Source organism: Venatoribacter cucullus, from assembly GCF_016132445.1.
In the GTDB taxonomy this organism is placed as follows: Bacteria; Pseudomonadota; Gammaproteobacteria; order Pseudomonadales; family Oceanobacteraceae; genus Venatoribacter; species Venatoribacter cucullus.
Genome location: NZ_CP046056.1, coordinates 1,774,880 through 1,794,499, shown reverse-complemented (window position 1 = coordinate 1,794,499; position 19,620 = coordinate 1,774,880). Strand labels below are relative to the sequence as shown.

Below are 19,620 nucleotides of genomic sequence, written 5' to 3'. Positions count from 1 at the left end.
TCCAATCTAACAATCGGACGGAAACTGTTATGCAAACTACTGCACTGTACAAAACTCTGGGTCTGGCCTTTGGCGCAATGCTGCTGACTGCCTGTGCCAGCAAAGGTGATGTTAACGAAGGCGCTGGTTCTGAATCTGCAGCGGTTGCTTCAGAAGCAGAAACTGCTGCTGTAAATGGCACTGCCGTTGCCGGTGAAGCTCTGGAAGCTGAAGCCAATGAAGCCCAGGCTGCCCTGCGTGAACAAACCGTATTCTACTTTGACTTCGATCAGAGCACTCTGAAAGAAGAAGGCAAAGCCGCTCTGCAGGCTCACGCCGCTTACCTGGCTGCCAGCAGCACTGCCCGTGTTGTGCTGGAAGGTCATGCCGATGAGCGTGGTACTGTGGAATACAACCTGGCTCTGGGCGAGCGTCGTGCTATGACTGTGCGTCGTTTCCTGATGGCCAACGGTGCCAGCGCTGAACAGCTGCAGGTTGTGAGCTTCGGTGAAGAGCGTCCGGCTGTTATGGGCAGCACTGAAGAGTCTTACTCTCAGAACCGTCGCGTTGAAGTGAAATACCAGAGCCGTTAATGAAGGCTGTCATCCTCACTCTGGCCCTGGGTGCTGTTGCCGGGGCTCATGCGGATGAATGGGTATCGGTCGGAGCCGCCCGTGCGGTGGCTCCGGCCAGTTCTTCTGCCCTTACCGATTCCTCCTCCCGCGCGGGTATGGCCGCTCCGGTCAATCTCCCCGCCACCTCTGCCGGCAATGACCTGGTCAGTGAACTCGCTCTGCAGATGGAACAGATGCAGCAGGAAATTGCTGTACTACGTGGCCGTGTGGAAGAGCAGGATCATCAGATTAAACGCATGCGTGACGAACAACAGCAGCGTTATCTGGACCTCGATCGTCGTCTTTCGGCCTTATTAAGTACGCCCGCTGCGGCGACACCGGCCTCACCAGCGACAAGCATTTCTGAACCTGCTGCTGTGGCAGCCCCTGCGGCTAATGCTGCGGAAGCGTATCAGCAGGCCATGACCCTGGTGCGTGAGAAAAAGTTTACCGAAGCCAGTACGGCCTTCGATGGGTTTATCAAAACCTATCCACAAGATCCGTTAACCGGCAATGCGTTGTATTGGTCCGGGGAAGTCTGGCTGGTGCTGGGTGATCTGGATAAAGCGCTGCAACAATTCCGCCGTGTGGTGAATGACCACGCCGGCCATGATAAAGAAGCCGATGCCAGCTACAAGATTGGTGTCACCCTGCACCGGCAGGGCAATGCCGCCGAAGCCAAAGTCTGGTTACAGCGGGTAATTGACCAGTTTACCGGCAAGGCTGATGGTACAGTGCGGTTGGCGCGCTCGTATCTGGACAAGCTCTGACCGTTAACCCGGCCGGGCGCCAAAACCGCTGAAAAACCGCCGCTAAAGGCGGTTTTTTTATGCCTGAACGCTGTCGTAACCGGGTTTTTACGGCGCTCTGTGCCGGGCCTAAGTCCATGATAGTGAAACTTTTTTTAAAAAAAGGGTTGTCAGTGGTCAGAATTCCAGTATTATACGCGCCACTTCCAGGGTCGTTAGCTCAGCTGGTAGAGCAGTTGGCTTTTAACCAATTGGTCGCAGGTTCGAATCCTGCACGACCCACCACTTTAAACCGGAAGTAATGCTTAACCGCTAACGGGTCGTTAGCTCAGCTGGTAGAGCAGTTGGCTTTTAACCAATTGGTCGCAGGTTCGAATCCTGCACGACCCACCAGATTCAGAAAAGAGGAGAAAGTTAACGCTTTCTCCTCTTTTTTTTCGCCTGTGCATCCCCATATCGGGTGAAACTGCTAACATCGCCGCCCGCGGTGTCTTTGTGAGTCGAGAAGTTATGAGCGATACCCTTGCCAGTTCTGAAATTGTGCGTGAGTTCTGGTCGGCGCCGCCGGCACCCCTGAACGAAGCGGAAGCCGCCGCCGTTACCGAAGAAATCCGTGCTTTGCTGCAGCAGGAAGACGCGGTGCTGGTCGCGCATTACTACACCGACCCGGCCATTCAGGCGCTGGCAGAAGCCACCGGTGGCTGTGTGTCAGACTCGCTGGAAATGGCCCGCTTTGGCCGGGACCACAAAGCCAGTACGTTAATTGTGGCCGGTGTGCGCTTTATGGGCGAAACCGCCAAAATTCTGAGCCCGGAAAAACGCGTGCTGATGCCCACCCTGGAAGCGACCTGTTCATTGGATATTGGTTGTCCGGCCGAAGAGTTTGCGGCTTTCTGTGATCAGCATTCCGACCGTACTGTGGTGGTCTACGCCAATACCTCGGCCGCGGTGAAAGCCCGTGCCGATTGGGTGGTCACTTCCAGCATTGCGCTGGATGTGGTGCGCTATCTGAAGGACCGTGGTGAGAAGCTGATCTGGGCGCCGGATAAGCACCTGGGCAACTATGTGCAGCGTGAGACCGGTGCTGACATGATTCTGTGGGACAGCGCCTGCATTGTGCATGACGAATTCAAGGCGAAAGCGCTGGAAGATCTGCAAGCGGTGTATCCCGAAGCGGCGGTGCTGGTGCATCCGGAATCGCCAGAATCGGTGGTGAAAATGGCCGATGCCGTTGGTTCTACCAGTCAGTTAATTGCCGCCGCGCAATCGTTGCCAAATCCGGTGCTGATTGTGGCCACCGACAAAGCCATTTTTTACAAAATGCAGCAGGCGGCGCCGGATAAGTTGTTAATTGAAGCGCCGACCGCCGGTAATGGTGCAACCTGCCGCAGCTGCGCGCATTGCCCGTGGATGGCCATGAACGGCCTGTACAGCATCCGCGATGTGTTGCAGAAGGGGGATCAGGAAATTCTGATTGATGAAGCCGTCCGTCAGCAGGCGGTGCGCAGCCTGCAGCGGATGCTGGATTTCCGCAAGCCCTGAATCTTATGCCGTACCCCGTCAGAAGCGTGACGGGGTATTGGCCATCACCTGTTGGCGCTGTTTCAGCGCGGCTTCCTGTTGAAAGTCACCGCTGTCAGCGGCCTGACGTACCGCTTGTCCCATTTGCTGTAACGCCTGCGCGTGCTGGCCCCGGTAAAACAGTGCTTCGGCGTTGGCCCGGTAGGCCAGTGCGCTTTGCTGATTGGCCGCCGCTGCGCTGCCCAGCGCCTGCCAGATGGCCGGCTCGCCCGGTCGTAATTCCGTTAAACGTCGCCAGGCCAGCACGGCCTCGGCCGCTTTATTCTGGCTGTCCAGCAGTCTGGCCCGGGTCATCAGCAGATTGTAATCCGTGGGGGAAAACGGCAGCGCCTCATTAATGGCTTTTAACGCGGCATCGGCCTGGCCAGTTGCCTGCAATGCCTGCGCCCGCAGTGCCACGGTGGCGCTGTGGTCGCGCCAGGGGCTGGGTATTTGCTGCAGGGTTTCCAGCGCCCGGGCTGGTTGTTGCTCCAGCTGCAGACGCGCCAGGGTGTAGAGGGCCGCGGCGTGTTCGGTGCTGCTGCGCGGATGGCGCTTCAGTGTTTCGCTGAAGTGAGTCTGTTGCTGGTCACCGCGCAGCTGATAGCGTACCTGTGACAGGTTTTGCAGAATGCGGAATTCATAGCCGCTTAAGCGCGGCTGTTGCGGGTACTGCTGGGCGCGGTCGGCGGCGTCCGCAATGCGTGATTCGGTTACCGGGTGGGTGAGTAGAAATTCCGGCGGCCGTTCATTAAAACGGCTGGCCTGCAGCATACGCTGAAACATGGACGGCATGGCGTAAGGGTCCAGTCCGGCGGCGGCCAGGGTTTTCATGCCCAGTCGGTCGGCTTCGCGTTCCCAGTCGCGGCTGTAAGCCAGCTGGCTCTGAATACTGGCGGCCTGGGTGCCGATCAGACCGGCAAAACCGGCATCCGGGCTGCCGGCGGCCATCAGCAGAATACTGGCCAGTAATGAAGCAATGGCGAGCGGTCCCTGGCGGTCGGCCTGTTCCAGCTGCCGGGCAAAATGGCGCTGGCTCAGGTGGGCCAGCTCATGCGCCAGCACCCCGGACAGTTCGTCTTCATCGCGGGTGTGCAGAAAAATACCGAAGTGAATGCCGATAATGCCGCCGGGTACGGCAAAGGCGTTGAGTTCACGGCGGTCGACAATCACAAATTCAAAATCGCTGATCTGTACTTCGCTGTGTGGAATCAGCCGGTACATCAGGTCTTCCAGAAACTGGGTGGCCAGTGGGTCATCAATAACCGTTGCCTGGGCGCGTAACTGGCGTAACCATAACCGGCCCAGTTCGTGTTCCTGTTGCAGTGAAACATAGCCGGAAGCACTGTTGCCTAAGGCCGGTAATTCATTGGCCTGCAAGGTACCGACGGGCAGGCTCAGCAGGGCGCTCAGCAGATAAGGTCGGAGGCTGCGTGTGATCAAGCCGGATTCCTGCAGTGATAAGATCATGCCGCTTAGACCCACCGCAGGCGGCGGGTTCCCTGGTAATAACATTGCGCAAAGAATACAGCCGCCGGAAGCGCTCTCCGGTATACTGCGGCAAGGTGTCAACAGTGTGGCAAAAGGGAAGCAGAGTGTCTAATTTCAGCGAGTATCAACAACATCTGGATGCCAGCGGGCTGGCTTGTCCGATGCCGTTGCTGAAAACCAAACTGGCGCTGCGGGAATTATCCGTCGGGCAGGTGTTGCTGGTAACGGCGACCGACAGCGGTTCGTGGCGGGATATCCGGAAATACGCGGATATGAGTGGCCATGAACTGCTGGCGGCGGATGAGGTCAATGGACGGTATCAATTTCTGATCCGCAAGGGAGTCTGAGGATGATTAAGGTTTTTCAGCGCTGGATTGACCGTTATTTTTCTGACGAAGAAGCGATTTTATTACTGGTTCTGATCACCGCTTTATTGCTGGTTATTATCAGTCTTGGTCAGGTTCTGGCGCCCTTTTTTACCGCCCTGGTGGTGGCCTATCTGCTGCAGGGCAGTATGGGGTGGCTGAAGCAGCAGGGCCTGCGCCATCTGACCGCCACGCTGGTGGTTTTTTTGTTGTTCTCCGGCGTGATGTTGTTGCTGTTATTTATTATCTTGCCGGCCACCTGGCAGCAGCTGATGCAGTTTATTTATGAACTGCCGCGTCTGGCGGCCCGTGGGCAGGAGCTGCTGTTATTGCTGCCACAGCAGTATCCGGAATTTATTTCGGAAGAGCAGGCGCGGGCCTGGTCGCGGCAGATTATTGATGAAGTGGCCTCAGCCGGGCAGGCGGCGGTTGGTTATTCGCTGTCCGGAATTACCGTGTTGATGGCCGTACTGATTTATTGCGTGCTGGTGCCGATTCTGGTGTTTTTTCTGCTTAAAGACAGCGAGCAGATGGTGAGCTGGTTTACCGGTTTTCTGCCGCGCCGGCGCCAGCTGCTTACCCGCATCTGGCAGGAGATGGACGTTCAGATTGCCAACTACATCCGCGGTAAAGCACTGGAGATTCTGATTGTTGGTGCCGTCAGCTACAGCGTATTTTTGCTGCTCGGGCTGAATTATGCCGCCTTGTTGGCGGTGTCGGTCGGTTTATCCGTGCTGGTGCCTTATATCGGCGCGGCCGTGGTGACCATTCCGATTGCGCTGATTGGCTATGTGCAATGGGGGTTCGGCGATACCTTTATCTGGCTGATGGTGGCTTACGGCATTATTCAGGCGCTGGATGGTAATGTGCTGGTGCCGTTGCTGTTTTCTGAGGTCGTCAACCTGCACCCGGTGGCCATTATTGTGGCGGTACTGGTGTTTGGTGGGCTGTGGGGCGTCTGGGGTGTGTTTTTTGCTATTCCGCTGGCGACTCTGCTGAAAGCGGTAATTCAGGCCTGGCCGGATCAGGAAGCATTGGCGGCCGGTGGCAGCGACTGACTTGTCACCACAGGTCTGCATCAGTAGACTTGCGCATTCGATTTTTTGTGCCGGCTCAGGGCACCTTTCCAGGAGTAATACTCGATGATTACCGGCAGTATTGTAGCGTTGGTAACCCCTATGCACGCCGATGGCCAGGTTGACTGGCCGGCGCTCGACCGCCTGGTGGAATTTCACATCAAGGAAGGGACTGATGCGCTGGTAGCCGTAGGTACCACTGGTGAGTCTGCCACCCTGGACACCGCTGAACATTGCGCGGTGATTGAGCGCATTGTTAAAACCACGGCGGGTCGCCGTCCGGTGATTGCCGGTACCGGTGCCAACTCCACCTCAGAAGCCATTGAGCTGACCCAGGAAGCCAAAAATCTGGGTGCCGATGCCTGTCTGTTGGTCACTCCTTATTACAACAAGCCGCCGCAGCGTGGCCTGATCAAACACCACGAAGCCATTGCCGCGGCCGTGGATATTCCACAAATTCTGTACAACGTACCGGGCCGTACCGCCTGCGATATGTTGCCGGAAACCGTGGCTGCGCTGGCGGATATTGAACAGATCATCGGCGTGAAAGAAGCCACCGGTGATCTGGAGCGGGCGCGCAAACTGATCGAACAGGTCGGTGATCGTATGGCGGTCTATTCCGGTGACGACGAAACCGCTTACCAGCTGATGCTGCTGGGTGGCAAAGGCAATATTTCGGTTACCGCGAACGTCGCCCCGGCACTGATGCACCAGCTCTGTATGCTGGCGCTGGATGGCCACGCCGAAGAAGCCAAAGCACTGAATGAACGTCTGATGACTCTGCATAAAGCCATGTTTTGTGAAGCCAACCCGATTCCGGTGAAGTGGGCATTGCACAAAATGGGCCTGATGGAACGTGGTATCCGCCTGCCGCTGGTGGAGCTGGATGACCGTTTCAAACCCAAAGTAGAGCTGGCTCTGGCCGCTCTTGAACTGATCTGAGCGCCGTGCTGATGCGAATTCTGTTGTTGCTGCCGCTGGTTCTGGTGTCAGGTTGCAGCCTGTTCGGCGTCCGCGACCGGGCCATGGATTATCTGCAGGCGGAAGAACAGCCGGCAACGCGCAGCGTGGATGGTATGACACTGGCTACCTCTGATCGCTACCCGATTCCTGAGTTGGCCGTTACCCCGGCGCGGCCTGATAGCTTCAGCGTACCGACGCCGCAGCCGCTGAATGTTGTCGTGCAGGAAGATACGGTGGCTTCGCTCAGCGATTACCGTAATGAGGCACTGAACCCGCGGCTGGAAAAAGACGGCGCCGGTACCTTAATTCTGCGTCTGGATGGTGGTTTTGCCGCGGCCTGGGCCAAAGTAACCGATGCTGTCGCGGCTTCCTCGCTGAAATTGTCAGACCTTAACCGCAGCACCGGTACCTGGTATCTGCAGATGGAAGAGGCCGTTGCCGATGAAGATCGTGGCTGGTGGTCACGTCTGTGGGGCAGCAACAAAACCGCAACCCGCATTTATTTACTGAAAATGAGCCGCGCCCGTCTGGGGGTGTATCTGTCGCTGCAGACTGATGCCGATACCCTGGCCAGTGAAGAACTGACGGCTGCTGTATTAAACGAGATCAAAGCCCAGCTGGATAAGTGAAGTACATTTCTCTTGGCAGTGGCAGTCGTGGTAACGCCACGCTGATTATGGAACAGCAGCGCGCGGTGCTGATTGACTGTGGTTTTAACCGCAAAACCCTGCTGCAGCGGTTGGAACAGGCTGCCACAGACCCGCGCCAGCTGGAGGCGGTGTTTGTGACCCATGAGCATGGTGATCATGCCAGGGGGGTGGTGCTGGTGTGTGAAGCGCTGAATATTCCGTTTTATACCTCCTTTGGTACGGCGCGGCAGATGCAGTGGACCGAGCACCCGCTGTGGCGCTGTATTCACAGCGACCAGCTGGTCAGTGTTGGCAAGCTGGCGTTATTGCCGGTGGTGGTCCCGCACGATGCGGCCGAACCCCTGCAGTTTGTGGTGGAAAATTCAGCCGGAAAACGGCTGGGTGTGTTATCGGATCTGGGTTCGCTGACCCCGCATATCATCAGTTGCTACAGCGACTGCCATGCACTGCAGCTGGAAGCCAATCACGATCCACAGATGTTGCAGAACGGCCCCTATCCGCCGTCCCTGCGCGCCCGGGTGGCCGGAAATTTTGGTCACCTCAGTAATCAGCAATGTGCGGAGCTGATCCGCCGTGTGCACTGGCATGGTCTGCAGCAGGTGAGTGCCGGTCATATCAGTGAAAAGAACAATGCCCGCGAGCTGGTCCGTGCCGAATTAAGCCCGGTGCTGGACTGCCCGCCACAGCAGGTACGCCTGCTGGAACAAGACCAGATATCCGGCTGGCTGGAACTGGCCTGACACTATTCAGTTATTTGAGATCTGCGGAGATCCCCCATGGAAAAGCGTGAATTACTCTACTCAGGTAAAGCCAAATCGGTGTTCAGCACCGATAACCCGGATTACATGGTGCTGGAGTTCCGTAACGATACCTCGGCTTTCGATGGTAAGCGTATTGAACAGCTCGACCGTAAAGGCATGGTGAACAATAAGTTCAACGCCTTCATTATGAGCAAACTGGCGGCGGCCGGTATTCCGACCCACTTTGAGCGTCTGTTGTCGGACAACGAATCGCTGGTGAAACGCCTGCAGATGATTCCGCTGGAATGTGTGGTGCGCAACATTGCCGCCGGCAGCCTGTGCCGTCGTCTGGGTGTGGAAGAAGGCATTGATCTGGTGCCGCCGACCTTTGAACTGTTTCTGAAAAACGACGCGCTGGGCGATCCGATGGTGAACGAATACCACGCCCGTTCCTTTGGCTGGGTGGAAGAAAAACACCTGAACCGCATGAAAGAACTGACCTTCAAAGTGAACGATGTGCTGAAGCAGCTGTTCCTGGATGGCGGTCTGTTGCTGGTGGATTCCAAGCTGGAGTTCGGTCTGTTCAACGGCGAAGTGGTGCTGGGCGATGAGTTCTCTCCGGACGGCTGCCGTCTGTGGGATGTGAACACCCGCGAAAAACTCGATAAAGACCGTTTCCGTCAGGGGCTGGGTGGTGTGGTGGAAGCCTACGAAGAAGTGGGCCGCCGTATCGGCATTGAGTTCTGATGCTCTGATCGTGGAAAAACCGGCCCAGCGCCGGTTTTTTTTCGCGTATCGCCTGCATTCTGGCGCGCAACATCCGTTGTCAGGCATTGGCAAGTTGCAGGTTTGCCGGCACACTAAGACCACTCTCTGCTCCCGGCAGAACGGACATTACTGATCAACAGGAATTATTATGAAAAAAACTGCACTCGCGGCCGCTATTCTGGCCATGGCTCCGGTCGCTGCTCAGGCCGATCTGCTGTTTACCGTTGGCGCCAAAGCCAGCGTCTGGAATGCCGAAGCCACCGGTCAGCTGGATGATGGTTTGTCGGTAGAAAAAGACGGCCTGAATCTGGATTCCGATAACGGCAATCAGATCACGGTCTTTTTTGAGCACCCGCTGCCCTTTATTCCGAATGTGAAACTGAAGCAGACTGCGCTGGAAGTGGAAGGTGATGGCGCATTTACTATTGCAGATTTTGATGGTCAGTCATTTGATGGTGCTGTCAATACAGCTGTGGACTTGGCGCATACTGATTTGACCCTGTACTGGGGCCTGCCACTGCCGCTGCCGTACATTGATATCAACTTTGGTTTAACCGCCCGTCAGTTTGATGGCAGTGCGACTATTACAGGCACTGACAACGGTTTTGCGGTTTCAAAAAGCGTCGATCTGGACCTGACCCTGCCGATGGCCTATGGCGAAGTCAAAGTCGGCACACCCTTCGGTATTTATGCCGCCGCCGATGTAAACTACATCGGTTTTGGTGACAACAAAATCACCGATATGAGTGCCACCCTTGGCTACGATCTGCCGATCCCGGTGGTGGATATTGCACTGGAAGGTGGTTATCGTTCGCTGTCGCTGCAAACCGACAGCAGTGATGTGGATATCGATGCCGATATGGATATTAAAGGCGCCTTCTTTGGTGCGTCGCTGTCACTGGGATTCTGATTCCCGGCATTATAAAAAAAAGCGGCCGTGGCCGCTTTTTTTATAGCTGTTATTTATTTCCGCTTTTTTATTTCCGGTTTTTATGGCCTGGCTGTTTACTCGGCTGCGCGGATAAATTCAGCCAGCACTTCGTTATTGCGCCCATCCACAATCAGCACGCTCAGAATATCTGCCCGCACGGCCGTGGTGGGCTGGTTGCGGTAGGAATATTGGTGGCGGCAATCGGCCAGCGGGCACAGGCGCACCCCCAGCTGCAGGCGCACATCCCGGCCTGAGGTTAAGGCCCAGGCTTGTTCCGGGCTGGTATGCCAGCTGATGTCTTCAAACAGACTGTCTTCCCATTGCCATTGCTGACTGAAAGAACGCAGCGATGCATCGCGGCGTACATCGCCGGTTACTGCCGTCAGGCGCTGACCACCTTCCCGGGCTACGGTCTGGCTCAGTGTATTCAGTTCGGTTTCCTGCCACAGCAGCCATTCCAGCAAAGCATCGGCGGCCAGTTGCTGCCCTAAGCCTGCCAGGACCGTTTCATTGCGGCTCTGACGCATGCCGACTACCGAAAAACTCTGTTTATTGGCGCCGTAATTATATTTGGCCGGTTGTAATTCCAGGCTGAAAAATTGCGTGGCGCCGGTCGCCGGAATCTGTCCGGGTTTTAATAATTGCGGTACTTCTGCCGGGGTTAATGTGCGCTGTTGCTTAGCCACCTGCAGCGCCTGCTGCAAGCGCTGTTCAACCCGCTGTTCGCGCGCGGCCGCGGCCTGGCGTTCGGCTTCTGCAGCGGCTTCAGCCTGCTGGGCCTGCAGTAATTGCAGACGCAATAATTCTTCTTTAGAGGGGCCGCTGCAGGCGCTGAGCAATGACAGCAGGGTTAGCACGGCGAGGCTGAATGCCAGTAATTTCATGGTAATTCCTTATTATTTTTATCGTGCCGTCATTATAAAGGGCTGGGGTGCCGGCGCCAGGCTGTAAAATGGACAAAATACGCCGGCTATGACAATCTGGCGGCTGTTCGGCAGGGGCAAATGGTGTACGGGATGACAGAAAAAATAGTAAAAAATGCAATGCTGATGCTGTGTCTGCCGGTTATTCTGGCGGCCTGTTCCGGTGCTTACGAATCCATTGAAGACCGCGAATTACGCCAGCGTCATTATCAGTGCCAGCATGCCACGTCGCTGTCGGTGGCTGAAATTCAGATTTGTCAGAACGTCTTGCGTGAGTGTCAGCGGCGCGCCCGTAAAGGCGATTATGTGTGCTGAAATCGGTCGTTGGCTGACATAGGCAGGCGGCCTTTCTTGTAGTAGTGTACGGGCTCTGAAACCTATAACACGGCAGGAAATTTATGAAGCTGTTGAAAACCGTTCCGGCAGTTATGCTGGGCACTTTATTGTTGGCCGGTTGCGGTCAGGGGGACTCTGTGAAGTTAGAAAATCATATCGATCAGGCAAGCTACGGCGTAGGTCTGAATATTGGCCGTCAGCTGGCGCAGGAAGATGTGGACATGAATGCTGATGCCATTGCGGCCGGTATCCGTGATGCACTGAGCGATGCCGAACAGCGCATCGACGATGAAACCATCGCGGCCGCTTTCGATAAAGTACGTGAAGAACAAGTGCGTAAAATGGACGCCCTGAATGACGCCGCGGCCAAAGCCGGTGCTGAATTCCTGGCGGAAAATGCCAAGCGTGAAGGCGTGCAGGTGACTGAAAGTGGTCTGCAGTATGAAGTGATCACCGCCGCTGCGGCAGACAGCGCCATGCCAACCGCTGAAGACACTGTGCGTGTGCATTACCACGGCACCCTGACCGACGGTACGGTATTTGACAGCTCGGTTGAACGTGGCGAGCCGGCGCAGTTCCCGGTTACCGGCGTTATCCGTGGCTGGGTAGAAGCCCTGCAGATGATGCGTGTTGGCGACAAGTGGAAGCTGACAATTCCGGCTGAGCTGGCCTACGGTGCCCGCAGCCCGAGCCCGCGCATTCCGGCCAACTCGGTGCTGGTATTTGAAGTAGAGCTGCTGGAAATCGTTAAATAATTCCGGCACGAAACTGAAAAAGCGGCTGTATGGCCGCTTTTTTTATGGCTGTACGGCCGAGAATTCTGGCCACCAGACAGCAAAAAATCACCTGTCAGTGTCACTGCAGATGTTGATGTTTCAGGGTGGGTATTAAAATGCGCAGAAGGCGCTGAGATATTGCTGTTTGGCTCCCCGAGCTGGACTTGAACCAGCGACCAACGGATTAACAGTCCGCTGCTCTACCGACTGAGCTATCGGGGAACATCGCAACAGCGGGGCGAATATTACGGAGGCCGGTTGCGGTCGTCAACCACTTTTTGTAAAAAAAGTGCAACCGCAACAAGGGGCTGGCGTTACCCCGGAAAACGCTCGTTCCGTACGGCATGAAGACGTACGATCAGCTAAAGTAAAGCGGCAGACAGCACAGGAGATGGCTATGCAGATTACCGATCCCTTTGAATTGATTCTGTTTGGTGGTCTGGGGGATCTGGCCCGGCGTAAATTATTACCGGCACTCTATCTGTTGCACCGCGATGGACGGCTGGGTGAGGGTATTATTTGTGCGGTAACCCGTCAGCAACTGGATACGGATGAATTTCTGGCCCGTATTGAGCAGGCGTTACAACAGTATGTGCCAGCCGATTGTCTGGAGCCGCAACACTGGCAGGCGTTCTCGGCGCGCCTGCGTTGCGTAACCCTCGATCTGCAACAGCCGGAGCAATACCGGCAACTGCAGCAGGCCTTAAGCAGCACCGATATTAACCGGGTTTATTATCTGGCCACCGGCTCGGAACTTTACACCCGTATCTGCGCGGGGCTGCACAGCAGCGGCCTGATTTTACCGCGCAGTAAAATCGTGCTGGAAAAACCCATCGGCCATGATTTCGCCTCAGCTCAGGCCATTAATGCCGCTGTGGCTGAATATTTCACCGAATCACAGATTTACCGTATTGATCATTATCTGGGCAAGGAAACGGTACAGAACCTGCTGGTGTTGCGCTTCGCCAATTCCTTGTTTGAACAGCAGTGGAATCAGAAATACATCGACCATATTCAGATCACCATTTCGGAATCATTGGGCGTAGAACAGCGCGCTGGTTTTTATGATCAGGTTGGTGCCATGCGCGATATGTTTCAGAACCACCTGCTGCAACTATTGTGTATGACGGCCATGGAGCCACCGGCCCGGCTTGACCCGGACGCCATCCGCGATGAGAAAGTAAAAGTATTAAAAGCCCTGAAACCCATTACCGGCACGGCCATCAGCGATAACGTAGTCTGTGGCCAGTACGATGCCGGCGTCTCCGACGGTAAGCCGGTGCCGCGTTACCGGGATGAACCCGGTGTGCAGCCCAAAAGCCTCACTGAAACCTTTGTGGCGGCCAAGGTGGAAATTGAAAACTGGCGCTGGTCCGGCGTGCCCTTTTATTTGCGCACCGGTAAACGCCTGCCGGATCGTACCTGCGAAATTGTGGTGCAGTTCAAAGCCATTCCGCACTCCATTTTTCCGCTGCAGCATAAAAATACTATGGCCAATAAACTGATTTTCCGCCTGCAGCCGGACGAAGGTATTCGTCTGCAGTTATGTGAAAAGCGGGTCGGGCCGGGCATGAGTGTGCGGCTAATGAATTTAAGCCTGAATCCGCAGGATATGCGCAAAGTCCGGGTGCCGGAAGCCTACGAACGGTTGCTGCACGATGTGCTCAGCAGCAATGCCACTCTGTTTCTGCGGGACGATGAATTACTGGAAGCCTGGCGCTGGATTGATCCGGTGCTGCAGTATTGGCAGGCATCTGAGCGGCGGCCTGAACCCTATACGTCCGGCAGTTGGGGTCCGGCAGCAGCCACCTTGTTGCTGGCCCGGGATGGTCGCTTATGGGAAGAAAACAGCTGAATAAGGAGCTGACACCATGCAGGATTTACGTTACCCCGATTCATTAACCCTGGCCCGGCAGCTGGCCGGTGACTTAGCCAACCGCATGCGCAAAAGCATTGAGGCGCGCGGCCGGGTGTGCATTGCGGTCAGTGGCGGCCAGACCCCGGTGGCATTTTTTCAGGCGCTGGCACAACAGCAACTGCCCTGGGATAAAGTGCTGATTACCCTGGTGGATGAACGCTGGGTGCCGGAAACCGACCCGGCCAGCAATGCCCGCCTGGTGCGCGAACATTTATTGCAGCAGCAGGCGGCGCAGGCGTATTTTTTACCCCTGAAAAACAGTGCCGCCGACCCGGTCGCGGGGTTTATGGAGTGTGAAAACCGTCTGCATGAACAGATTATCCGCCTCGACTACGCGGTGCTGGGCTTAGGCCATGACGGCCATACCGCCAGCTGGTTTCCGCACTCTGCGGCCCTGGCCAATGCCATGAGCAGCAGCAATGCCGCCTGGTGTTGTCCGGTGACCGATGCCCCCCAGCATTTGCAACGCATGACCCTGACCTGGAACTTACTCTCCGGTTGCCGGCATTTATTCCTGCATTTTGAAGGCCCGGATAAAGACGCCGTTTTTGCTGCCGCCAACGACCCGGCACAGCTGCACGATAACGCCGCTATGCCGGTACGCACGCTGCTCAGTCAGGGCGATGTGCCCTTAAGTATTTACCGTACCGGAGTGGCCTGATGCACCCGCAAGTACAAGCCGTTACCGAACGCATTATCGCCCGCAGCCGGCCGCGCCGGCAGCGTTACTTACAGCAGTTGCAGAACGCTGTGCAGCAGGGGCCGCTGCGCGGCCAGCTCGGGTGTACCAATCTGGCCCATACCTATGCGGCCGCCCCGGTGGCGGAAAAACTGATCCTGCAACAAAATCACCGGGCCGCTAATATCGCCATTATCAGCGCCTATAACGATATTCTGTCGGCCCATGCGCCCTATCAGAGTTACCCGCAGCAACTGAAAGCGGCATTGGCCAAAGCCGGGCAGGTGGGGCAGATGGCCGGCGGCGTCCCGGCTATGTGCGATGGGGTTACCCAGGGCCAGGCGGGCATGGAGCTGTCGTTGTTCAGCCGTGATGTTATCGCGTTGAGTACCGCCGTTGCGCTGTCGCATCAGGTCTTTGATGGCAGTTTGCTGCTGGGCATCTGCGACAAAATTGTGCCGGGTTTGTTAATGGCGGCCCTGCGTTTTGGCCATTTGCCGGCGGTCTTTGTGCCCTCCGGGCCGATGCCGTCGGGCATCAGCAACAGCGACAAGGCCAAAGTACGGCAGGCTTATGCCGCCGGTGATATCGGCCGTGATGAATTACTGGCCAGCGAAATGGCGTCCTACCACAGCGAAGGCACCTGTACGTTTTATGGCACCGCCAATTCCAATCAGATGCTGCTGGAAATCATGGGCTTACAGCTGCCTGGCTCGTCATTTATCAATCCCAACCATCCGTTACGGCCATTGCTGACCGGGGCCGCCGCCGCCCGTATTGGCGAAATTACCGCTCTGAGCCCGGGCTTTATGCCCATCGGGCAGCTGGTCGATGAGCGTACGCTGGTGAATGCCATGGTGGGGTTGCTGGCCACCGGAGGCTCGACCAATCACAGTATTCATTTACCCGCCATTGCCCGCATGGCCGGCATTACCCTGGATTGGCAGGATCTGGCCGACTTATCCGATGTGGTGCCCTTGCTGGCGCGGGTGTATCCCAATGGCAAGGCCGATGTGAACCATCTGCAGCAGGCCGGTGGTATGCCTTTTGTTATCCGCGAACTGCTTGATGCCGGTTTATTGCATGAAGAGGTAAATACCATTCTGGGTAAGGGTTTACGCGCGTTTACCCGGGTGCCGCAGTTACAGACTGATGGCACACTGCAATGGCAGCCGGTGGCGGCGGAAAGCAGCGATTTAACCGTACTGGCTCCGGCCCATGCGCCGTTTTTGCGCGAAGGCGGCATCAAACTGCTGCAGGGCAATTTAGGGCGCGCCATTATGAAGGTATCGGCGGTGCCCGATGATCGCTGGACGGTACAGGCACCGGCGCGGGTATTCAGCAGCCAGCAGGCAGTACTGGACGCCTATCGTGCCGGGGCGCTGAACCGCGATGTGGTGGTGGTATTACGGGGCCAGGGGCCGGCCGCCAATGGCATGCCGGAACTGCACCAGCTGACTCCGGCCTTAACCAATCTGCAGGACGCCGGCTACCGTGTCGCGCTGGTCACTGATGGCCGCATGTCCGGCGCGTCGGGTAAATTTCCGGCAGCCATTCATCTGTGCCCGGAAGCACAGCAGGGGGGCATGCTTGGCGCGGTGCGGGATGGGGATATGATCCGCCTGGATGGCCACAGCGGCACCTTAACGGTACTGACCGATGGCTTTATGGCCCGACCGGTACCGGCCTTGGCGGTGGTCCGCCAGCAGGGCGTGGGACGGGAACTATTCGCCGGTTTCCGCGCCCGCTGCAGCCGCGCTGACGAAGGCGCCATCAGCATTGGCTGGGACGACGATGACAACGAACAGGAGAGTACATCATGACAGGCAAACACCACGGCAATGACGTCTGGAATCTGTGGCTGGAACGGGCCAAACCACTGATTCCGGTGATGGTGATTGATGATATTACCGATGCTATTCCCATGGCGCAGGCACTGGTGGCTGGCGGGGTGCGGCTGCTGGAAGTCACATTACGGACCTCCTGTGCGCTGGATGCCATTCGTCTGATCCGCCAGACCGTGCCCGATGCCATTGTCGGTGCCGGCACTGTCACCAGTGCGGCACAGCTGCAGGCCGCGGTTGAACAGGGGGCCGAGTTTATTGTCAGCCCGGGCATTTCTGCCGAACTGTTACAGGCCGCCGCCAGTTGGGGCGGGCCTTATTTACCGGGTGTGGCCACGGCGTCGGAAGTGATGCAGGCACGGACGGCCGGTTTCCGACATCAGAAATTTTTCCCGGCGGCGGTGGCCGGTGGGGAGGCCATGCTGAAAGCGTTGCAGGGGCCGTTTTACGATGTGAAATTCTGCCCGACCGGCGGTATTGGCCAGGATAATTACCAGGATTATTTAACACTGGATAATGTCTTTGCCGTGGGCGGCAGCTGGCTGACACCGGCGGAGCTGGTGGCGGCCAAAAACTGGCCGGCCATTACCACGCTGGCCATCGCCGGCTGATGTATTTTAGGTCTGTCGTTGCCGGGTGCGATAAGCGCCCGGTGTCAGCCCCTGCCATTTACGGAACGCGCGGTGAAAGGTGCTGGTTTCGGTAAAGCCCAGATAGTCGGCAATGTCACGGATACTGGTGTCCTGCTGCGCCAGTAACAGACAGGCTTCTTCCAGCCGGCATTCGTCTTTTAATTTCTGAAACGAGGTATTTTCAGCAGCCAGCCGCCGCCTCAAGGTGGCCGCCGATACCTGTAATAACCCGGCGCTTTGGTTCAGATCCGGTAGTTGCTGCAGTGGGTAACGGCGGAATAACTGCCGCAATTTACCCGTCATACTCTCATGTGGGTTTGGACGGGCGAGAAAATCCGCCGGCGAATGCTGCAGAAACGCCCGCAGGGTGGCCGGGGTCTGGCTGATCGGCAGGCTCAGCACCCGGGTCGGAATTAAAAGATAGGTAACCGGCTCATTAAAACGCACCGGAGTAGCGAACAAATCCTGGTATAACGCTGCGTGGGCTGGCGGTGAATAATTGCAGCCGACCGACAGCAGGGGAATGCCTTGTCCGACCAGCCAGCTGCTGAGCCGGTGCCAGATCGCCAGCAGTGATTCGCTGAGAAAATGATCGGGGTCGTAACGGATATCGTGGCGAATTTCCAGCCGGGTCAGCTCCTGCTGTTGCTGCAGGTGAATGGCCGGTGCCTGTTCAAATAAGGCATAAAAACGCCGCGCCCGCTGCAACGCATGCTCCAGTGATGAGCAGCTGATAATGGCCTTACACATCATGGCAAAGGTACCGTAGGGGCTGGCAACCGGCGCGCAGCCCATGTATTCGTCGTTGCCCAGTTTCCATAATTGCCCGAGCAAACGCGCATAGTCGTTATTGCCGAGGCAGGCGTCCGGATTATCCAGTGCCTGCACGTCGATACCGGCCGCACTGAGCAACTCCAGGGTGCTGAGGCCCCGGCGTTGGGCGCCACGTAAGGGCGCATCAATAAAGGGGCGGGGAATCTGATGGCGGGTCATGCCGTTCACTCTGCTGCAGAAAGCCGCAGATTCTGACCTTTCCGTTCAGTCTCTGCAATATTACTGAGCAGAAAGGCCAGCGCTTACGGCTGTTTCTCCGGGCAGGTTGTTACGGCTGGCTGTTGCGGCTTAAGGCGACGTCAGTGACGTCGTAAATAATCAGGCAGATATGTTCGACCTGGCGATCAACGGATTCCAGCGGAATCATGCTGATGTTCTGGTACATAAAGGGCGCACGGCCGGTAATGGGGCGGTAATTTTTGAAATGAAATAAATACGGCCGTTGTTCCCACAGACTGAACGCGCGGGTGCGTAATTGAAACACCGGTTCGGTTTTGCGCTGCAGCCAGTCCTGCGGAATATCCGGAAACAGCTGAAATACATTCTGCCCACGGGCTTTTTGCGGGCTGATACCGCTGTGGCTTTCCATAAAAGCATTCCACAACTGAATATTGTATTGCTGGTCCAGCACCACCAGACCCACATCAATATTCTGCAGAATCTCCATCAGCCAGTGAATATCATCCAGGTGGATCTGTTCATTGGTCATGATTTAATCCAGCAAAAAATCAATTTTTTTATTCAGTTTGGGCACTGAATCTTCGGTAAATAACAGCAGTAACGTGCAGTCAATATTCATATGCTCAACGCTGTAATGAATTTCGATGGCCAGGGTTTTATGCCAGGGATAGGGGCCGGATTGCAGTAATTCTGCAGCGTTGCGGCTGCGCCCGATAATTTCCGGCAGGCCCTGATTAAAATGGATACCCAGCTGGTCACCGATGCCATTGATGCAGGCACCGGTCAGCAGCGAACTGACATCCAGCAACAGTTCTTCGGTGGTCCAGGGGCTGCGCTGGCCCTGGTAATTCAGTAAGGCGGCCAGGTCCTGCACGCTGGTGTCGTTGAAAATAAGCAGGGCTTCACCGGCAATACCGGAGCCGATAAAACCCTGACAAACAGCCGATAAGCCTTCATCGTTGCGCGCTTCCTGCAGCGCCATGTGCAAGTCGCTGGCTTCAATTAAATTGACCCGGGGGATGGGTAATTCCACGTACACATCCAGCAGCCGCGCCAGCCGGTCGGCGGCTTGTCCCATGGCGACGTTGGCAATTTCCTGATAACAGTCGCACTGGGCTTCGTTCAGGGTAACAGTAGCAGTTGGTGTCATATCAGACTCCCGCCAGCAGGCCGAACTCGAGGAGTACGGCGCGGGCTTTGTCCGCATCGATGGGTTTTTTGATAAAGGCCATGGCGCCCAGTTTTTTTACCCGGTCCTGAGCGTCCGGCTGAATATCACCGGATACCACAATCACCATGGCGGGCAGGTCTTCCCGGCGAATGGTTTCCAGCACCCCGTAGCCATCGATACCGGGCATGGTGAGGTCAAGGAATACTACATCGCCATAACCGGCGCGGATAATTTCCAGCGCTTCGTGGCCGTCGGCGGCGTGCAGAATTTGTTTGTCCCACTCTTCCGGTAAGGCTCTGGCCATTTGTTTGCGGGCAAAACCGGAATCGTCACAAATCAGAACTCGGGTGGTCATGGTCAGCCATCAGAATGTTTGGGTTAGGGTTAAGTTGTAGCTGCCGGCAGCCTGTTGAGCAAATTAACAGCAGTTTGGGCTTCTGG

The 19,620-nt window shown here is 56.4% G+C and carries 22 protein-coding genes and 3 tRNA genes; 18 read left to right on the top strand and 7 right to left on the bottom strand.

Annotation, left to right across the window (positions count from 1 at the left end):
* Positions 1 to 29 precede the first annotated feature (29 nt).
* From pal to nadA, 5 genes are all read left to right on the top strand, one after another.
* Positions 30 to 572 (top strand): peptidoglycan-associated lipoprotein Pal, encoded by a 543-nt coding sequence (gene pal / locus GJQ55_RS08585; RefSeq protein WP_228344563.1) that lies wholly within the window; start codon positions 30 to 32, stop codon positions 570 to 572.
* Complete coding sequence (gene ybgF / locus GJQ55_RS08580) at positions 572 to 1,363, top strand: tol-pal system protein YbgF (RefSeq protein WP_228344562.1); 792 nt, start codon at positions 572 to 574, stop codon at positions 1,361 to 1,363. Before pal ends, ybgF begins: the two co-directional genes overlap by 1 nt.
* Before the next feature lie 188 nt (positions 1,364 to 1,551).
* Positions 1,552 to 1,627, top strand: a tRNA-Lys gene (locus GJQ55_RS08575).
* A gap of 32 nt (positions 1,628 to 1,659) precedes the next feature.
* Positions 1,660 to 1,735: transfer RNA gene (locus tag GJQ55_RS08570), tRNA-Lys, on the top strand.
* Between the two features lie 117 nt (positions 1,736 to 1,852).
* Positions 1,853 to 2,884 (top strand): quinolinate synthase NadA, encoded by a 1,032-nt coding sequence (gene nadA, locus GJQ55_RS08565; protein WP_228346766.1) that lies wholly within the window; start codon positions 1,853 to 1,855, stop codon positions 2,882 to 2,884.
* 18 nt (positions 2,885 to 2,902) lie between these two features.
* Here the strand turns inward: nadA and GJQ55_RS08560 are convergent, their stop codons facing one another.
* Complete coding sequence (locus GJQ55_RS08560) at positions 2,903 to 4,345, bottom strand: M48 family metalloprotease (protein ID WP_228344561.1); 1,443 nt, start codon at positions 4,343 to 4,345, stop codon at positions 2,903 to 2,905.
* Between the two features lie 152 nt (positions 4,346 to 4,497).
* Here GJQ55_RS08560 and GJQ55_RS08555 point away from each other — a divergent pair, with 152 nt between their 5' ends.
* From GJQ55_RS08555 to GJQ55_RS08525, 7 genes are all read left to right on the top strand, one after another.
* The gene (locus GJQ55_RS08555; protein WP_228344560.1) at positions 4,498 to 4,740 is read left to right on the top strand and encodes a sulfurtransferase TusA family protein; all 243 of its coding nucleotides are present in this window, start codon (positions 4,498 to 4,500) and stop codon (positions 4,738 to 4,740) included.
* 2 nt (positions 4,741 to 4,742) lie between these two features.
* Positions 4,743 to 5,816, top strand: coding sequence for an AI-2E family transporter (locus tag GJQ55_RS08550; RefSeq protein ID WP_228344559.1), 1,074 nt, complete (start codon positions 4,743 to 4,745; stop codon positions 5,814 to 5,816).
* Positions 5,817 to 5,900: 84 nt separating this feature from the next.
* Positions 5,901 to 6,776, top strand: a complete 876-nt coding sequence (dapA, locus tag GJQ55_RS08545) for a 4-hydroxy-tetrahydrodipicolinate synthase (RefSeq protein ID WP_228344558.1) — start codon at positions 5,901 to 5,903, stop codon at positions 6,774 to 6,776.
* Between the two features lie 11 nt (positions 6,777 to 6,787).
* Positions 6,788 to 7,426 (top strand): outer membrane protein assembly factor BamC, encoded by a 639-nt coding sequence (gene bamC / locus GJQ55_RS08540; protein ID WP_228346765.1) that lies wholly within the window; start codon positions 6,788 to 6,790, stop codon positions 7,424 to 7,426.
* Positions 7,423 to 8,187, top strand: coding sequence for an MBL fold metallo-hydrolase (locus tag GJQ55_RS08535; protein WP_228344557.1), 765 nt, complete (start codon positions 7,423 to 7,425; stop codon positions 8,185 to 8,187). The genes bamC and GJQ55_RS08535 overlap by 4 nt, the downstream gene beginning before the upstream one ends.
* 36 nt (positions 8,188 to 8,223) lie before the next feature.
* Positions 8,224 to 8,934: a phosphoribosylaminoimidazolesuccinocarboxamide synthase gene (gene purC / locus GJQ55_RS08530; RefSeq protein ID WP_228344556.1), complete on the top strand. Its 711-nt coding sequence runs from the start codon at positions 8,224 to 8,226 to the stop codon at positions 8,932 to 8,934.
* A 169-nt stretch (positions 8,935 to 9,103) separates the two neighbouring features.
* Positions 9,104 to 9,865, top strand: a complete 762-nt coding sequence (locus GJQ55_RS08525) for a TIGR04219 family outer membrane beta-barrel protein (RefSeq protein ID WP_228344555.1) — start codon at positions 9,104 to 9,106, stop codon at positions 9,863 to 9,865.
* A gap of 95 nt (positions 9,866 to 9,960) precedes the next feature.
* Here the strand turns inward: GJQ55_RS08525 and GJQ55_RS08520 are convergent, their stop codons facing one another.
* Positions 9,961 to 10,770 carry a hypothetical protein gene (locus GJQ55_RS08520; RefSeq protein WP_228344554.1) on the bottom strand — a complete coding sequence of 270 codons (810 nt, stop codon included), beginning with the start codon at positions 10,768 to 10,770 and terminating at the stop codon, positions 9,961 to 9,963.
* Positions 10,771 to 10,902: 132 nt separating this feature from the next.
* Here GJQ55_RS08520 and GJQ55_RS08515 point away from each other — a divergent pair, with 132 nt between their 5' ends.
* Together GJQ55_RS08515 and GJQ55_RS08510 are read left to right on the top strand one after the other, a co-directional pair.
* On the top strand, positions 10,903 to 11,124 hold the full coding sequence (locus GJQ55_RS08515; RefSeq protein ID WP_228344553.1) for a hypothetical protein: 222 nt from the start codon (positions 10,903 to 10,905) through the stop codon (positions 11,122 to 11,124).
* 158 nt (positions 11,125 to 11,282) lie between these two features.
* Positions 11,283 to 11,900: a BamJ family beta-barrel-assembly machinery protein gene (locus tag GJQ55_RS08510; protein WP_228344552.1), complete on the top strand. Its 618-nt coding sequence runs from the start codon at positions 11,283 to 11,285 to the stop codon at positions 11,898 to 11,900.
* Between the two features lie 167 nt (positions 11,901 to 12,067).
* Here the strand turns inward: GJQ55_RS08510 and GJQ55_RS08505 are convergent.
* Positions 12,068 to 12,143: transfer RNA gene (locus GJQ55_RS08505), tRNA-Asn, on the bottom strand.
* A 175-nt stretch (positions 12,144 to 12,318) separates the two neighbouring features.
* On the opposite strand from GJQ55_RS08505, the gene zwf reads away from it, so the two are divergent.
* Genes zwf through GJQ55_RS08485 form a run of 4 tightly spaced genes read left to right on the top strand, consistent with a single transcriptional unit; the run spans position 12,319 to position 16,973 of the window.
* Complete coding sequence (zwf, locus tag GJQ55_RS08500) at positions 12,319 to 13,776, top strand: glucose-6-phosphate dehydrogenase (protein WP_228344551.1); 1,458 nt, start codon at positions 12,319 to 12,321, stop codon at positions 13,774 to 13,776.
* Between the two features lie 16 nt (positions 13,777 to 13,792).
* Positions 13,793 to 14,500 carry a 6-phosphogluconolactonase gene (gene pgl, locus GJQ55_RS08495; RefSeq protein WP_228344550.1) on the top strand — a complete coding sequence of 236 codons (708 nt, stop codon included), beginning with the start codon at positions 13,793 to 13,795 and terminating at the stop codon, positions 14,498 to 14,500.
* Positions 14,500 to 16,341 carry a phosphogluconate dehydratase gene (edd, locus tag GJQ55_RS08490; protein WP_228344549.1) on the top strand — a complete coding sequence of 614 codons (1,842 nt, stop codon included), beginning with the start codon at positions 14,500 to 14,502 and terminating at the stop codon, positions 16,339 to 16,341. Before pgl ends, edd begins: the two co-directional genes overlap by 1 nt.
* Positions 16,338 to 16,973 carry a bifunctional 4-hydroxy-2-oxoglutarate aldolase/2-dehydro-3-deoxy-phosphogluconate aldolase gene (locus tag GJQ55_RS08485; protein ID WP_228344548.1) on the top strand — a complete coding sequence of 212 codons (636 nt, stop codon included), beginning with the start codon at positions 16,338 to 16,340 and terminating at the stop codon, positions 16,971 to 16,973. The genes edd and GJQ55_RS08485 overlap by 4 nt, the downstream gene beginning before the upstream one ends.
* 6 nt (positions 16,974 to 16,979) lie before the next feature.
* Here the strand turns inward: GJQ55_RS08485 and GJQ55_RS08480 are convergent, their stop codons facing one another.
* From GJQ55_RS08480 to GJQ55_RS08465, 4 genes are all read right to left on the bottom strand, one after another.
* Positions 16,980 to 17,987: an AraC family transcriptional regulator gene (locus GJQ55_RS08480; protein ID WP_228344547.1), complete on the bottom strand. Its 1,008-nt coding sequence runs from the start codon at positions 17,985 to 17,987 to the stop codon at positions 16,980 to 16,982.
* A gap of 109 nt (positions 17,988 to 18,096) precedes the next feature.
* The gene (locus GJQ55_RS08475) at positions 18,097 to 18,537 is read right to left on the bottom strand and encodes a PAS domain-containing protein (RefSeq protein ID WP_228344546.1); all 441 of its coding nucleotides are present in this window, start codon (positions 18,535 to 18,537) and stop codon (positions 18,097 to 18,099) included.
* A gap of 3 nt (positions 18,538 to 18,540) precedes the next feature.
* Positions 18,541 to 19,158, bottom strand: coding sequence for a histidine kinase (locus GJQ55_RS08470; protein ID WP_228344545.1), 618 nt, complete (start codon positions 19,156 to 19,158; stop codon positions 18,541 to 18,543).
* Position 19,159: 1 nt separating this feature from the next.
* Positions 19,160 to 19,534 carry a response regulator gene (locus GJQ55_RS08465; protein ID WP_228344544.1) on the bottom strand — a complete coding sequence of 125 codons (375 nt, stop codon included), beginning with the start codon at positions 19,532 to 19,534 and terminating at the stop codon, positions 19,160 to 19,162.
* Between the last annotated feature and the right edge of the window lie 86 nt (positions 19,535 to 19,620).